This window comes from Fibrobacter sp. (assembly GCF_045131395.1).
Taxonomy (GTDB): Bacteria; Fibrobacterota; Fibrobacteria; order Fibrobacterales; family Fibrobacteraceae; genus Fibrobacter.
Genome location: NZ_JBGUQY010000046.1, coordinates 244,364 through 259,735, shown reverse-complemented (window position 1 = coordinate 259,735; position 15,372 = coordinate 244,364). Strand labels below are relative to the sequence as shown.

Annotated in this window: 13 protein-coding genes; 3 read left to right on the top strand and 10 right to left on the bottom strand. The window is 51.7% G+C overall.

Going from position 1 to position 15,372, the window contains the following annotated elements; genetic code table 11:
• Positions 1-36: 36 nt before the first annotated feature.
• The 4 genes from ACJMNB_RS12310 to ACJMNB_RS12295 form a co-directional block, all read right to left on the bottom strand.
• Positions 37-2,082: a peptidyl-prolyl cis-trans isomerase gene (locus ACJMNB_RS12310; RefSeq protein ID WP_405342907.1), complete on the bottom strand. Its 2,046-nt coding sequence runs from the start codon at positions 2,080-2,082 to the stop codon at positions 37-39.
• A 98-nt stretch (positions 2,083-2,180) separates the two neighbouring features.
• Positions 2,181-6,056 (bottom strand): phosphoribosylformylglycinamidine synthase, encoded by a 3,876-nt coding sequence (gene purL / locus ACJMNB_RS12305; RefSeq protein ID WP_405342905.1) that lies wholly within the window; start codon positions 6,054-6,056, stop codon positions 2,181-2,183.
• 149 nt (positions 6,057-6,205) lie between these two features.
• Positions 6,206-6,772, bottom strand: a complete 567-nt coding sequence (locus ACJMNB_RS12300) for a hypothetical protein (RefSeq protein ID WP_405342903.1) — start codon at positions 6,770-6,772, stop codon at positions 6,206-6,208.
• Positions 6,773-6,784: 12 nt separating this feature from the next.
• Positions 6,785-7,342 carry a hypothetical protein gene (locus ACJMNB_RS12295; RefSeq protein WP_405342901.1) on the bottom strand — a complete coding sequence of 186 codons (558 nt, stop codon included), beginning with the start codon at positions 7,340-7,342 and terminating at the stop codon, positions 6,785-6,787.
• 123 nt (positions 7,343-7,465) lie between these two features.
• Here ACJMNB_RS12295 and ACJMNB_RS12290 point away from each other — a divergent pair, with 123 nt between their 5' ends.
• The gene (locus tag ACJMNB_RS12290; protein ID WP_405342899.1) at positions 7,466-7,969 is read left to right on the top strand and encodes a hypothetical protein; all 504 of its coding nucleotides are present in this window, start codon (positions 7,466-7,468) and stop codon (positions 7,967-7,969) included.
• On the opposite strand, the gene ACJMNB_RS12285 is transcribed toward ACJMNB_RS12290, so the two are convergent.
• From ACJMNB_RS12285 to ACJMNB_RS12270, 4 genes are read right to left on the bottom strand one after another with little or no spacing between them, the layout of a single operon-like run.
• Positions 7,962-8,663: a glycosyltransferase family 2 protein gene (locus tag ACJMNB_RS12285; RefSeq protein ID WP_405342897.1), complete on the bottom strand. Its 702-nt coding sequence runs from the start codon at positions 8,661-8,663 to the stop codon at positions 7,962-7,964. The genes ACJMNB_RS12290 and ACJMNB_RS12285 overlap by 8 nt on opposite strands.
• Positions 8,664-8,669: 6 nt before the next feature.
• Positions 8,670-9,638, bottom strand: coding sequence for a glycosyltransferase family 2 protein (locus tag ACJMNB_RS12280; RefSeq protein WP_405342895.1), 969 nt, complete (start codon positions 9,636-9,638; stop codon positions 8,670-8,672).
• The gene (locus ACJMNB_RS12275; RefSeq protein ID WP_405342893.1) at positions 9,623-10,891 is read right to left on the bottom strand and encodes an O-antigen translocase; all 1,269 of its coding nucleotides are present in this window, start codon (positions 10,889-10,891) and stop codon (positions 9,623-9,625) included. Before ACJMNB_RS12275 ends, ACJMNB_RS12280 begins: the two co-directional genes overlap by 16 nt.
• A gap of 18 nt (positions 10,892-10,909) precedes the next feature.
• The gene (locus ACJMNB_RS12270; RefSeq protein ID WP_405343338.1) at positions 10,910-12,073 is read right to left on the bottom strand and encodes a DegT/DnrJ/EryC1/StrS family aminotransferase; all 1,164 of its coding nucleotides are present in this window, start codon (positions 12,071-12,073) and stop codon (positions 10,910-10,912) included.
• Positions 12,074-12,157: 84 nt separating this feature from the next.
• Between ACJMNB_RS12270 and ACJMNB_RS12265 the strand changes: the two genes are divergently transcribed.
• Positions 12,158-13,120 (top strand): GNAT family N-acetyltransferase, encoded by a 963-nt coding sequence (locus ACJMNB_RS12265; RefSeq protein WP_405342880.1) that lies wholly within the window; start codon positions 12,158-12,160, stop codon positions 13,118-13,120.
• A gap of 2 nt (positions 13,121-13,122) precedes the next feature.
• Here the strand turns inward: ACJMNB_RS12265 and ACJMNB_RS12260 are convergent, their stop codons facing one another.
• The gene (locus tag ACJMNB_RS12260; RefSeq protein ID WP_405342859.1) at positions 13,123-13,548 is read right to left on the bottom strand and encodes a sugar 3,4-ketoisomerase; all 426 of its coding nucleotides are present in this window, start codon (positions 13,546-13,548) and stop codon (positions 13,123-13,125) included.
• A 149-nt stretch (positions 13,549-13,697) separates the two neighbouring features.
• On the opposite strand from ACJMNB_RS12260, the gene rpsD reads away from it, so the two are divergent.
• Entirely contained in the window at positions 13,698-14,303 is a 606-nt protein-coding gene (gene rpsD, locus ACJMNB_RS12255) for a 30S ribosomal protein S4 (protein WP_405342856.1), read from the top strand.
• 108 nt (positions 14,304-14,411) lie between these two features.
• On the opposite strand, the gene ACJMNB_RS12250 is transcribed toward rpsD, so the two are convergent.
• Positions 14,412-15,347, bottom strand: a complete 936-nt coding sequence (locus ACJMNB_RS12250; protein WP_405342854.1) for a T9SS type A sorting domain-containing protein — start codon at positions 15,345-15,347, stop codon at positions 14,412-14,414.
• Positions 15,348-15,372: the final 25 nt, after the last annotated feature.

The following is a 15,372-nucleotide window of genomic DNA, read 5'->3' as shown; positions in this document are numbered from 1 at the left end:
TACCTTTTTATAAAAAGTTGTGTGAAATATAGATAATTACTCTTCCGCCTCGATCTTTTTCATGAGATCTTCGGCGAGTTTTCCGTCGCTCTTGATATTATCGATGAGCCACTGGGCTGATTCCTTAAGTTCGCTGTTGGGGTACTTCTGGAGGAATTCCTCCAACACCCCCTGGGCACGGGTATTCATGCTCAAGTTTTCATTAAGGATAAAACCACGACTGAACATCGCCTTTTCGGCATTGGGACTTTCAGGCCACATCATGTAGTAGGCATAGTAAATCGCTTCGGCGGCCTTAAATTCACCATTTTCGTTCTGGATAACAGCCATCTCGTAAGTAGCCTTTTCGAACAGAGAATCGACATCCGCATAGGCCAGTTGCAAATCGCGGTACTTTTCATAGGCTTCGGAGAACTTGCCTGCCTTGAAAAGGGAATCTGCCTTGGCCAGAAGATTTTCGGACAACATATCCGGCTTATATTCGGGAACGCTGGTGTCATACAGATGGACTGTCTTCGCAGCATATGCTTCAGCCGATTTTCTAGCCATCAGCTTCTTGCTGTATTCCAAATGCATACGAGTATAAACTTCAGGGACAATCTGTTCCAAGGACTTTTCAAAGGACAACAGACGGTAGCCGTTATAGTATTCGAACTTGTAAAGGTTCTGCGGAAAAAAAGCAATACCCTTCAGTTTGTCGACGGCAAGCCCACCGTACAAGGCACGGAGGCTATCTTCAGAGATAGTAACCGCCTGTTCATGAAGCTTGGTGGGATAATACTTCAGGATATAATCCAGGCGAGTATCACGCACAATCGCCCTGTATTCCCAGCTATGATTCAGGTGCGCTTCTGTAGCAAGTTCTGCAAAGCTGAATACTTCAGCCCACATGGAAACCAACCTGTCATGAACCGTCTTCGAAAGATGCTGTTTGCTGTATTCGGCATTGAAGCGAAGCAAGTCTTCTTCGGTAAACAGAGGCTTTCCATCCTTCGTAATCAGTACAAAGGAGGAATCCACTTCAAAGACGCTACCTGACTGGATACGAGCGTTAATGCCAGCCTCTACGCGGTCAAAGGGCTTCAACTTGGACGGAACCAAGGAAGACAGATAGAAACGGTGATAAACACTGTCTCTTTCGGCCTTCAGCACATCCGTCACGAAGCCAACCTGCTTGCCCTCAAGAGCAGCGGAAAGCTGGGGAACCACCCCGATACCGTAAGGCAAGGCGTAATCCTGCTTGACAAATCCGATATAGCCACCGTCTTTTGCCGTAAGTTTGTTCTGGCTGAAAGACTGGGCCTTATGCTTGAACTGATCCAAGGTGGGCTGTTCCTTGAAAGCGTTTGCAAGAGCCGCAGAATCAGAAGACTGGACATGATAAAGGACGTATCCAGGAACAGTCATAAACTGATCCTTGTGACGTTCATAGAAGTTCTTCGCGTTTACCGGAGGCACTTCGTGGACATCGACACGCTTCGAATTCTTGAATTCGTTAGACAGCGAATCGCGCAGATGCTGGCGGTACTCTTCCACAAAACGGTTTCTAGCGACAACCGTATCGGCGGCAGAGGGCTCGCTACTCTTTATGCTTTCGCTTAAGAAAGCGTTCCATTTCTCTTGATTTTTAGAGATGTAGTAATATTCGGCCACATGGTTACGAACGTCGTAATAATCAGAAACAGTATCACTTACAAACAGCGACTTGTTCGCATCATAATACTTACGGAGTTCGCCATCGCCGTACATCAAGCATTCCATGACAAAGAAACGCTGATACACCATCGTCAGGATTCGGGGATCCAGATCCTTGAAGGCAGTCTGCCAATCCTGTTTCAAATCCGGGAATTCAGAAAGCGCTCTTGATGCCAAGGCCACCCTGGAGTAGAGATTATCGTACAGATATTTACCCTTATCTCCATCAGGTTTACCCGAATTTTTCACCAGCAAACGAAAATCTTCTTGATAGACCTTTTCGTCGCCGATTCGAGCAAGAAGAGTATCCTTGTCGCCGATGCCATTACAGCCATTCATCACGAACAGCGAAGCCAATGAAACAAGAGCTAGAAGTTTTGCCTTCATATATCCTCTAATACGTTTTTCAACACATATCGCCATGGCGTACAGATGGCGGATCAAGTCCGCCATGACAACGTCGTTTGGCATTAACCTACAAATTTTTAGCCTACGAAAATACGACCGTTGCGGAACAACTGCATCCACGGGCCATCTTCGCCCCATTCTGCCGGGTGCCAGGAGTACTGGCAGGTGCGGAACACGCGTTCCGGGTGCGGCATCATCACAAGGGCGCGGCCGTCTTCGGAGCAGAGGCCGTTGATGCCGAACGGAGAACCGTTGGGGTTCAGCGGGTAGCGTTCGGTGTATTCGTGCTTGCCGTCCACATAGCGCAGCGCCACGAGACCGGTCTTGAGGCAGGCTTCAGCAGCATCGCGGCTAGCGAATTCTGCGCGGCCTTCGCCGTGTGCGACCGCAATGGGGAGCACGGAGCCTGCCATGCCCTTCAGGAGCACAGCCGGAGTGTTTTCCACCTTGAGGCTAGCAAAGCGTGCTTCGAAGCGTTCAGAAAGGTTCTGAACGAAGCGCGGCCAGTGCTTGGCGCCCGGAATCAAATCCTTGAGGTTAGAGACCATCTGGCAGCCGTTGCAGACGCCGAGAGTGAAGGTGTCCTTGCGGTTGAAATAAGCCTCGAATTCGGCACGAGCCTTCGGGTTGAACAAGATGCTCTTGGCCCAGCCTTCGCCAGCGCCGAGCACGTCACCGTAGCTAAAGCCACCGCAAGCAACGAGGCCGTTGAAGTCCTTCAGAGAAATGCGGCCTTCGAGAATATCGGTCATGTGGACGTCAATGGATTCAAAGCCAGCATTCTGGAAGGCGGCAGCCATTTCGAGTTCGCCATTCACGCCCTGTTCGCGGAGGATGGCCATCTTCGGACGGCTTGCGTAGTCCTTGATAATCTTTGCGGACGCCGCCACGTCGAAGGTCACCTTCGGCGTGATACCCGGATCGTCCTGTTCCAGCTTGAGCTTGTATTCGCTTTCGGCACAATCCGGGTTATCGCGGAGAGCCGCGATGCGGCGGGTCGTGTCGCTCCAGATGGCGCGAAGATCAGAAAGGCCTTCGGCGTAGTCGCCGATGATCAAGTTGTAAGTATCGTTGAGCGTACCAATTTCAGAAACGGTATCGCCGAGGCCGACAGCTGCGAAGGCTTCGAACACGGCCTTAAGATCAGCAGACTTCACCTGAAGCACGGCACCCAGTTCTTCGTTGAAGAGGGCGTCGATGAGGTTACCCTTGAGGGCGCCAGTATTGAGCGTGACACCCACGTGGCCTGCGAATGCCATTTCGGCAACCGTGGTGTAAAGGCCGCCATCGCTCTTGTCGTGGTAGGCAAGAATCTTGCCGGCGGCATTGAGCTTCTGGATAGTTTCGAAGAAGGCGCGGAGTTCCTGAGCGCTGTCCACATCCGGAGCCTTGTCGCCGAGGTTGTTGTAAACCTGGGCAGCGATAGAGGCGCCCATGCGATTCTGGCCGCGAGCGAGGTCCACGAGCACAAGGGTCGTGTCCTTCTGCTGCAACAGCTGCGGAGTGAGAGTCTTGCGAACGTCGGCGCAGGGAGCAAAGGCGCTGATGACCAAGGAAATCGGAGCGGTCACGCGGTGGTTGCCCTTGTCGTCAGACCACACGGTGCTCATGCTCATGGAGTCCTTACCCACCGGAATCGTAATGCCGAGATCCGGGCAGAGTTCCATACCGATGGACTTCACGGCTTCGTACAAGTCGGCGCCGTCGCCTTCGTAGTTCGGCGTAGCCATCCAGTTTGCGGACAAGTTCACGCGGCCCATATCGGGCACGCAAGCGGCAGCCATATTGGTGAGAGATTCAGCCACCGTCATGCGGGCAGCGGCAGCCGGAGAAATCAAGGCAATCGGGGCGCGTTCGCCCATGCTCATGACTTCACCTTCATAGGTATCGAGAGTGGCGCTGGTCACGGCGCAGTCAGCCACCGGCACCTGCCACGGGCCAACCATCTGGTCGCGGCAAATCATACCCGTCACGGAACGGTCACCGATAGAAATCAAGAAGGTCTTATCGGCAACAGTCGGGTTAGCGAGCACGCGGTGAGCCACATCCTTGATGGATGCATCAGAGGGAACCACCGTAGAGTTCAGCGGGCGCTTCTGGCTCTTTTCGTTACGGATCATGCGGGGCGGCTTACCGAGGAGCACGCCGAGCGGCATGTCAATGGGAGTCGTACCGAAGTGCTTGTCGGTCAGAGTCAAGTGCTTTTCAGGAATGGCCTCGCCCACCACAGCGTAGGGGCAACGTTCACGCTTACAGATAGCGTCGAACACATCCAGCTTGTCACCAGCGATTGCAATCACGTAGCGTTCCTGGGATTCGTTACTCCAGATTTCGAAGGGGCTCATGCCCGGTTCGTCGTTGGGCACGTTGCGGAGTTCAAACTTACCGCCGAGACCGCCATCGTTCACGAGTTCCGGGAAGGCATTGGAAAGTCCACCTGCACCCACGTCGTGAATAAAGGTAATCGGGTTTTCTTCGTCCATCGCCCAGCAGCGGTCGATGACTTCCTGGCAGCGGCGTTCCATTTCCGGGTTTTCGCGCTGCACAGAAGCAAAGTCCAGAGATTCGTTACCGGCACCGTTAGCCACAGAGCTAGCTGCACCACCACCAAGACCGATCAACATGGCCGGGCCACCGAGAACAATCAGGTGGTCACCCGGGTCGATGTGGCCCTTTTCGATGTGCTGGTTCTTAATGTTACCGAGACCGCCTGCCAACATAATCGGCTTGTGGTAGCCACGGACTTCCTTACCGTTCTGGGCATCGACTTCCTGTTCGAAAGTACGGAAGTAACCGAGGATGTTCGGACGGCCATATTCGTTGTTGAATGCGGCACCACCCAGCGGGCCGTCAATCATAATGTCGAGAGCAGAAGCAATGCGGGACGGGCTGCCAAAATCCTTTTCCCAAGGTTGGACTGCACCCGGCAGTTTCAAGTTCGAAACGCTGAAGCCCGTAAGACCGGCCTTCGGCTTGGAACCCTTACCCGTTGCACCTTCATCACGGATTTCACCGCCACTACCGGTAGCAGCACCCGGGAACGGAGAAATAGCCGTCGGGTGGTTGTGGGTTTCCACCTTCATCAAGATGTCCACTTCTTCCTTGTGGTAGTCGTACTTGCCCGTGCGCGGGTCAGCGTAGTAACGACCGGCAACGGCGCCCTTCATCACGGCGGCGTTGTCCTTATAGGCGCTGAAAATGTTGGAGCTATGGAGCTGGTAGGTGTTCTTGATCATCTGGAACAAGGACTTGTCCTGCTTCACGCCATCAATAGTCCATTCGGCACCGAACACCTTGTGGCGGCAGTGTTCCGAGTTGGCCTGTGCGAACATGTAGAGTTCCACGTCGGTCGGATTACGCTTGAGTTCGGTGAAGTTCTTCACCAAGTAATCAATTTCGTCAGAAGAAAGGGCGAGGCCCATTTCCTTGTCGGCCTTCACCAGGGCGTCGCGGCCTTCGGTAAGAACCGGAATCACGTTCAGCGGACGGGGTTCTTCCTTGCTGAACAAGACTTCGAGAGAAGCGGTGTCGGCAAACACGGCCTGGGTCATGCGGTCGTGAATCTTGGCAGAAATCTTTTCGCGGGCGCCAGCCGGCACAGCACCGTCAAACTTCACGTAGTATGCGATAGCGCGTTCAATGCGCTTGATAGCCGGAAGACCGCAAATGTGGGCAATATCGGTAGCCTTGGAGCTCCAGGGGCTAATGGTACCCGGACGGGGGCAGACCACAAAAAGTTCGCCTTCGAGAGCCTTGGGTTCGCGGGCCGGACCGTAATGCAGCACCTTCTTGAGAGTATCAGTTTCAGCATCGGTCAGGTCGGCGGACAGATCCACCACATGCAGGAATTCGGCATAGACCGTAGCCACAGAAAGACCTGCAGCCTTGAAATCAGAAGAAAGTTTTTGAAGACGGAAATCCGACAGAGCCGGCGTACCACGAAGAATGAGCATTATTTAACCTCAGATTAAATTTTTACGAGGGTAAATTTAGAAATTAGAACTTATAAATTAGAGCTTAAAATTGAGAAGATACACAAAAAGAAACGGCCCGCCGAGCGGGTCGTTTCTTACAATTTTCTAACTCGTTGAGAGTCAAGCGATTAGCGCTTCTTGCCCTTCTTACCTTTTTTACCCTTGGCAGGCTTTGCAGCCTTCTTCGGGGCCGGAGCTTCTTCCACAGCTTCTTCAGCGCCTTCTTCGCCTTCTTCCTCTTCGCCGATTTCTTCGCCCGGATTACCGACGAGAGCGTTTACGTTCACGGAGACGAGACCAGCAAGAGACTTGACTTCAGTCTTCTTGTCGACTTCGACCTTGGCGAACTTGGAGACGATGTAGTAGGCACCCGTAGCTTCAAAGCGGCGAGTCATGTTGGCAATGCTCATGGAGCCCTTGGTAGACGGGAAATACTTGGATTCCAGGCGAGCCTGGTCCTGAGAAGTCTTTACAGTCTGCACGGCTTCGCAAGCCAAGGACCACACGCCCTTGTTCACATCGATAGAGTTGTTCACGTATTCGATGATCTTGGAGGCACCCTTGTAGGAGTTGGTGGTGGTCTTGGTGTAGTGTTCCGTAGCCTGAGACACGTAACTACCCTTCTGCATCAAAAGCGTAGCGAGGAGAGCGATAACCAGAACGGTGAGTGCAATAGAAATATTCTTTACGTTCATTTTCACAACTCCTTATTCGAAATGGTAGGCCGCAGGGGCTTCGAGCTTAAATTGGTCGGCCATGTTGTAGTTGGCAAGAGCGCTATAGTCGCTGGACTTCAGCTTGCCCTTCGCAAACGTGAACGAAATGACGCAGTTCTTACCGCATGCCACTTCCTTGACGCCACCTTCGTTCTTCAGGAGGAACTTGTCGGCAAGGCCGGCCTTTTCGTAAATGGAATTCTGGGCCTGAGGAGGAATGCCAGCGGCTTCGTACATGTAAGAAAGCTGCTTGAAACGAGCATCCTTGTCGCCTTCGATAGCCTTGACGGCGGCATCAAATGCGGCTTCGGTCTTTGCAGTGGTCAGAGATGCATAAACCAAGCGCCAAGCCATGCCGTACTGGTCCACGGCCTTCCACTGTTCCTGAACGGCACCGTTGGAAAGTTCAAGATAGGCATCCACCTGTTCCTTCACAGTCTTCTGGGCCTGGTCGTTGTACTGTCCCTTGAGAACCATCATCAGGGCGAACAACCCGATAACGAGCACAATATCGACAATCATCAAAATTTTGAATTTCTTTTTGTCCATAAGTATCCTTTTGCAAGTTTTTGCATATAGAATTTACTTCCAAAATAAAAAAAAACAAGCAAACTTTCGGAAAAATAAGGCAATTTTACAGAAAACACCCCCTTTTTTAGTATATTGCAGCCCATGAGCGATCAAGAAAACAAAGAAATGCTCCCGTCCCAGGTGATTTTCGAAAACCTGAAAGAGTTGATACGCGCCAAAAATACAGCGCATGAATCCATGTTCAAATTCCACTGGAAAAAGATGTGGCCCTTCAGCCTTTTCTGGCCGCAGGTAGACTTTGAGCGCATCGTACGCCTGATGAGCGAAATCCGCAAGAACGCCATCAACCAGAAGAACTTAGTCCTACAGGCACAGTCCAAGGCAAAGCCTTTCGAAAAGACCTTCCTGGAAGCCGTGCCCGCCTACCTGACCGCTCTCGACATTTCTTGCCAGAAGCTTTCTGCTGCCGCCCAATGGAAGCAGGATATGCTGATGAAGAAAATCCACAAGGATGTCAAGTTCCGCCGCGATGTTTCGGAATGGAGCCGCATTCTGAAGGAATACGAAGAAGCCCAGGGCAACTTGGTTCGCGCAGGCGCCATTGTGCAAATGGGCTGGGGCGAAGTTGTTCAAGCCATCAAATAACTGCTTTTAGCAAGTCTAAGCGCCACTTGATTTTTTGAAGAATCCCCGCCGGGGATTTTTCTATATGGGTCGCATTGGTAGAATGTTGGCGGTATTCCACCAGCTGTTCTTCCATTGACTTCACCTTGAAATTCTTTTCGGCCACAAGGCCAAGCCACTGGTCATGCATGGGTAAATTCTTGGGAAACGGAAGCGCCTTGTCCAAGATACTCCGACGGAATGCCATGCAGCAACCCGTAAAGGCATTCTTCCACCAGTTGGCGACTACCCCGCTCCTGTAAGCGCGAACATCGCTCAACTTGCCGGAACGAGTCCATGAAGATTCTTGCGAATCGGAGGGACGAAGCATCCAGGCATCATGAATCACCAGGTCGGCGTCATTCAAAGCCGCAAGAACCTTCTCCACTTTTCCGGGCAACCAGATATCATCTTGGTCAGCCAGGAAAATGATTTCGCCTTTGGACGCCTGCAAGGCACGTTCATAATTGTAGATGACGCCCAGATGCTTTTCGGCACGCAGCACACGAATCCGGGCATCTCCGAGAGATTCCACTACAGCGAGAGTATCGTCGGTAGAGCCGTCATCGGCAATCACGATTTCAGCACCAGCCAAGGGCAACTGCGAAAGAATGCTTTCCAGCTGTTCGCGGATAAATTTGCCGCCGTTGTATGTCGCCATGCAGACTGAAATCATTTGGACTTACCGCTTCAGGAATATTCTCGGAATAAACAACTTGGGCAAACGCTTCAAGAACACCGGGCTCAAGGATGCAAGCTGGGGAAGGCGTTTCAGGGCCTCCCCCTTCTGGGCATAGGCAAGAGCCGAGAACCATTTGGCCTTCCAATTTTTCAAGGCCTTCTGATACAGGCGATGCTCCTTGTACAGTCCGATAATCCGCAGGAACTCGGTGTACATACGGCTGTGATTGGAATGCATGTTGTCGCCGTGTTCTCGGTAATAGCAACACACGATATCGGCAGATACCGGCTGCGGTCCGAATTCGTAAAGCACCCTTAAATACAAGGGAAAGTCCTCGAAAAAGAAACGAGTATCGTAACCACCCAACTGGCGTACTTTTTCGGTCACGAACATTTCTGCGCAACCGTGGAGGGCCTTTTCTCCCAGGAAAATTTCCTCGAAATGAATTTCGGGAACCGCCTGCATGTAGACGGCATCGACATGGTCTTCGACCACGCCAGCTTCGCTCATGGGTTTCACCTGCCCAAAGCAGGCTACCGCATTCGGGTGGGAAAGCATATAGTCAGACTGCTTTTTAAGACGATCCGGCGGCATGATATCGTCGGACGAAAAGGTGCAGAAGTATTTTCCACGAGCCAATTCAAGCATTTCGTTCAAGGTCGCAATGACGCCCTTGTTTTCGCGGTGAATGTAGCGGAACTTGAATTCGGCAGATAGCTTTTCCAAGATTTCGGGAGAAGAATCCTTGCTGCCATCGTCGAGAACAATGAGTTCAAAAGGGACACCCTTTTGCTCCATTACAGAACGAACTGCCGCTTCGACATACTTTTCATGATTGTAACTGGCCAGCAGCACCGAAACCACCGGCGGAAATTCACGCTGTTCGGTTTCTTCGCCCTGCGCAAAGGCTTTCACGTAAACGTTTTCCGTCATTTTTTCGGCAAACATGTTTGTTACGGAGTATTCCATTTAAGCCTCCACACAAGTACATAAAGAACGATAAAGTATGCAAGATTTTCGAAGGCGTAGGCCAGCATGGGCGCATTAAATTCAACAAAACGAATACCGACAAAAGTGCCCACCGCCAGGAGAATTTCGGCCCCGATTTCAGTAGCAAGGAAGGCAACGGTTTCGCGACGGGCAATAAGCACCAAAGCAAGCGCAAAGCCGCCGGCCCTAAAGAAATCGCCCACCAGCTGAATCGGCAAATAATCTACCGCACCCATATAAGCCTGCGAAAACAGTACCTGCACCAAGATGCTACGGCCCAAGTACAAGACCGCAATCATCACAAGGGCAATTCCCATAATGCGGAGCAAGAGCGGATGGAACATCTTGAAGAAATCGGAACGGCTCATTTGGGGTGAAACCCGGGGCAAAAGAATCACCGTCAAGATGGCGGACATGGCCATGAACAGAAAGTCAGAAACTTTCCACACGCTTTGCCAAATGCCCGCCGCATCACAGCCAAAATGGTTTGCGATAGTCGTACGCATAAAGGTGAGAACAACCGGAGATGCCACCATGGGAATGATTCCCATAAGGGCATAAGACATCCAGGGGCCACGCGTATCAAGAGCCGTTTTCCAAATACGTTTGACGCTAAAGCCCGCGCGTCTTGCTATTTGAATTGCAAAGAAGGCCGCCACCACCGACTGGGTGGCAATAATCGAAAGCACCGAGAGCTGTCGCGTGTACAAAAAGAAGGCAACCCACACGACTTGCCACATCGATGTCACGATATTGATTAACGCCCACTTGCGATTTTCGCCGAGACCGTTCATCACTGCCGCCGCAATGGTAATCACGTTGGTGGCAAAGATTCCAGGAAGTGCGAACAAGATTGCCGCCTGGGCAAGTCTAGTCGGCACCCCCGGCAACAAGGTTTGCAAAGGCGCCATGAAGCAAAACAAAAGTGCTACAATAAAGGTGAACAGGCTTGCAAACGTGGTAAGTCGAAGACCGCCGCGCCACACGCCAAGCAACTTATCCGTGGAATTCTTGTTCTGGGCAGTAAGAGCGGTCCAGCCATTCTGCAGCGCCAAAGAAGAAGTTGCCTGCCCAATGCTCATGAGATTCAGGAACTGTCCCACGCAAGCAAACATGGCCGGCGGCAAAAAAACAGCCAACAACTTGTTTATGGCAAACGCACGGAGGGCGTTAAACAAGGTGACTGCACCGGAGCCCGCAAAAAGTTTTGAAAATTTCAGATCAGTAGACATGGGATGTGAGATCCCCGGTCAAGCCGGGGATGACAAAGAGGATGCCGGGGATGACAATGACGGCGTAAAAGCGTTGATGGTTTCGATGACGTAGGCGACTTGTTCATCAGTCATGGACGGGCCCATAGGAATGCTGAGCTCCGTAAGGGCCAATTCTTCGGCAATCGGAAGCGGTCCGTAGCGCAATTCGCCTCGAGAGTCAGCCCCCGCAAAAGCTTCTTGCTTATGGGGCGGAATCGGGTAATGGATCAGAGTTTCGACTCCGCGGGCCTTCAAGAACTTTTGCAGTTCGTCGCGGCGTTCGCTGAAAACCGGGAACACGTGCCACACATGCGACTGCGGATTCTGCGGAATGGGCGTCACTCGCACCAAAGGATTCTTGATTTCGGCATTGTAACGGGCCGCGATTTCTTGACGGCGGGAATTCCAGGCATCAAGATGCGGAAGTTTCGCGAGCAGGATGGCCGCCTGAATTTCGTCAAGGCGGGAGTTCACCCCCACATACTTGTTCACATATTTTTCGTAAGAGCCGTAGTTGCCAAGGGACTTTACCACCTGGGCAAGTTCCAAGTCATCGGTCACCACCGCTCCCCCGTCGCCCATGGCGCCGAGGTTCTTGGTGGGGTAAAAACTGTAGGCAGCCGCATTGGATTTACACCCTGTCGAGGCAACCAATTTTGCGCCGTGAGCCTGGGCAGCATCTTCGAATACGAGCAGACCGCGAGCCTTCGCAAAATCACAAATGGCGAGCATGTCAGCCAGGCGACCGTACAAATGCACCACCAAAATGGCGCGGGTTCTTTCGGAACAGGCTTCTGCCAAACGGGAAACATCCAGGACACAAGTGTCCCGATTCGGTTCCACCAGCACAGGAACAAGGCCTGCCGCGCGAACCGCCAGAACAGTCGCCACAAAGGTATTCGCAGGAACAATGATTTCGTCACCTTCGGCCAGACGACCGAGAATGATTTCGGCACGGAGCATCAAGGTAAGGGCATCGAGACCATTGCCTACGCCCACAGTAGCCTTCGCACCACAATAGGCGGCAAATGCTTCTTCAAAAGCGGCACAGCGGCTACCACGAATAAACCAATTTGACTTGAGAACATCGTCAACGGATTTCCCTAAAGACGATCCCAAATCACGCTCCACGTAATCTAGCGAATAAAAAGGAACCTGCATCATTACTTGTGAAAATAGCAAAAAAGTGGTTCGAGGTTATTACCCCTTGGTTATATAAAAACAAGTTTTGCTATTTTAAGGAACATGTACGATTTTTTGCCATACAGCCCGGATTTGGATAAGCGGCTAGACCATTTTGTGGAGCACGAATCTGTCAACGGAACCTTTTTACAGACCAGACGATTCTTGAACTACCACCCGGCAGACCGCTTTACCGACGCCAGTTTCGCGCTTGAAAAGAGCGGAACCATCGTGGCCTATTTCCCGGGCGTGGCAAAAGAGCAAACTTTTATCTCTCATGCGGGGACCACTTTTGGCGGGCCCATTATCGCAAAATCGTTTTACAGCGGTTCCAGGCTTCTTGAAATTCTGAAAGAAGCGGACCAGTTCCTCGCCGATCGATTCAAGAATATTCGCTTCAAGATTACTCCGGCAATTTTTGCCGAAGAAAGCCCGGACCTTCTTGAATACACGCTGGAACACATGGGATACACCCGCCATACGGAACTGAGTTCCTATTCTACGCTACAGACCGGTATTGACCCTCTTGAAAACTGCGACAAGGAATGCCGCCGTATTTTCAAGAAGTCCGAAATAGCAGACATTACCTTTGGCAACGTCGAAAAAAACACGGACTTCGAAACCTTCTACCGTTTCTTGGAAATTTCGAAATCAAAGCACAACGTGCATCCGGTTCACACCCTGCAGGAACTCTATGACCTGAAGAATAACCGTATTCCTGAAAACATCCGTTTCCGCGGAATCTGGGACGGGAACACGCTGGTTGCTGCTATGATGCTATTCTTGTTTAAAAAGACAAAGACCATTCACGCCCAATACATTGCCCCCCACCCAGACTACGAGAAATTCCAGCCAACCATAGCCCTGTATGTGCGCGTCATGCGTGAAGCAGCCCTCGAAGGCTACGAGAAAATTTCATGGGGCATTTCTACCGAAAACGGTGGAGAATATTTGAACGAGAGCCTGCACCGATTCAAGGAATCCCTGGGTGCAAAGGCTTGCGTCAACGCGTTTTATACAAAGTAAAGCTAATGGACGGAAGCTTCTTTCACAAAGGCTTCGTAGTCGTAGATGTAGTCCGATTCATCGTAATGTTCGGACGCAAGAACCATGCACACCGCACCCGACGAAAAGTTTTCGATTTCGCGCCAATGCATGGTGGGAATATAGAGACCGTGATAGGAACGGTTTAGCGAATACTTGGTACGGGTCTTTCCATCGTCCAGAACCACATCGAAACTGCCACTGGCGGCAATAATCAGCTGACGAAGGTTCCTATGGGCGTGACCGCCGCGGGTCGTGCCACCGGGAACGTCGTACAGGTAGTACACGCGCTTGATATCGAAGGGCACCAGTTCGCCACCCTCCACCACGCTCAGGTTACCACGTTGGTCATGGGCAATGGGAATGTCAATCAAACGGGGTTCTTTCAGCTGTTTTTCGTTCCAATCCATGCCCCTAATATAACAAAACCGACCTCGGAAGGCAGTCCGGGTTGAAAAAACTCCAAAAATTGCTATATATGGGACTCCAATGAGTGCATGTCGCGCCAAGCTCTGCCAACATGCATGTAAACCAAAGAGCTTCCTTTAACGAGGTAAACATGTCCTCTTTCCGTGGACCAAAAGGTAAGGTAGCCCGTTCTCTCGGACTCGCCGTTTCTCAGAAGACTCAGAAGGCTCTCGATCGCCGTAACTTTGCACCCGGCCAGCATGGCCAGACCCGCAAGAAGTCTTCTTCCGTGTACAAGCAGCAGCTCGTTGAAAAGCAGCGTCTGCGTTTCACCTACAACATTTCCGAAGCTCAGTTGGCCAAGGCTTATGACGAAGCCAACCGTCGCGCCGGTTCTGCTGGTGACAACCTGATGATCTTGCTCGAAACCCGTCTGGACGCCCTCGTCTACCGCATGGGCTTTGCTCGCACGATTTTCGCTGCTCGTCAGTATGTCGCTCACGGCCACTTCACCGTGAACGGTGTTCGCAGCTACTCTCCGTCTCGCCAGATCAAGGCCGGTGACGTGATTGCAGTTCGCGAAGGTTCTAAGGAACACGTGCAGATCAAGGAAGCCATTGCTAACGCTCCGGCTGCCCCTGAATACGTGACTGTTGACGCTGGCAAGATGGAAGGCTCTCTCGTGAAGCTCCCGCTCCGCGATCAGATCCCGGTCAAGCTCGAAGAACAGCTCGTCGTGGAATACTACTCCAGGTAGTAAGCACGCAAACAATAGTTTGGACACCCTGCTTCGGCAGGGTGTTTTTTTATATTTAAAAAGGCCCCGCATTTAAAGCGGGGCCCAAAAGTTTACCTCAAGAAAAAATTACTTGACGAGAATCTTCTGAGTGAGGTTTGCACCGGCAACGCGGACCATGTACACACCGGCGTCTAGGCCAGCGAGATTCATGGCAGCAGCTGTGGAACCGCTCATAACAACCTGTCCCTGGAGGTTCAGCACTTCAGCCTTGGCCGCCTTAACGCCAGAGAAGGAGAGGGTACGGCCAGAGAGCATCGCCTTGACAGAAGAAGCCTTAGCAATGCTACCGACAGCATCCATGCCAAAGCCACCACATTCACCAGACCAACCCAATTGCTTAATGGTCAGGGTTCCCTTGACTTCGTCGGCCTTAGAGTTCTTCAGACGAATCTTCAGAGATACAGACTGTTCCTTGGCAACTGAAATCGGCTTCTTGGCCTCGTCCCAGCCGTCCTGCTTGAACTTTTCCCATGGAAGGTCGAGCAAGGAATCCTTGGCAGGAAGTTCGGCATACCAAGTGTCGTAACCGTTGGCATCTTCGTCCCAGCCGAGTTCCATCTGCAGGGGAATGGAACCATCCCAGGAATAGCCGATACAGTAACCAGTATGGGCCGAAATATCTATTGCGGTCTTTTTCTTTGTCCAATCAAAACCCAAACCGGCAATAGCCGGGGCCTCGTCAGAGCCGCCTGCGGCAGACATCGTCACCCGAAGCCCAACTTCTTCTACAAGGTTTCCGTTGGGAATGATGTTCCCGTCTTCCTCATTGGCCATAATCAGCTTGTAGGAGCCGTCATCATTCTTTATAATAGGTTCAAACGAAACCGTCTGACCATTCTTGCTGTCACCGGCATAGGCATACCACCAACCGATATCTTCACAGAAGCCAACGCAAGGAATCTGGACCTGGTAAGCATCGACATCCATATTCCAAAGGGAGCCGGCCGCCATGCTCATGGTTGATGCCAAAAATACAAAAGCGGGGAAAATACTGTTTTTCATAGAAACCTCCTTAACCAAAACAGTT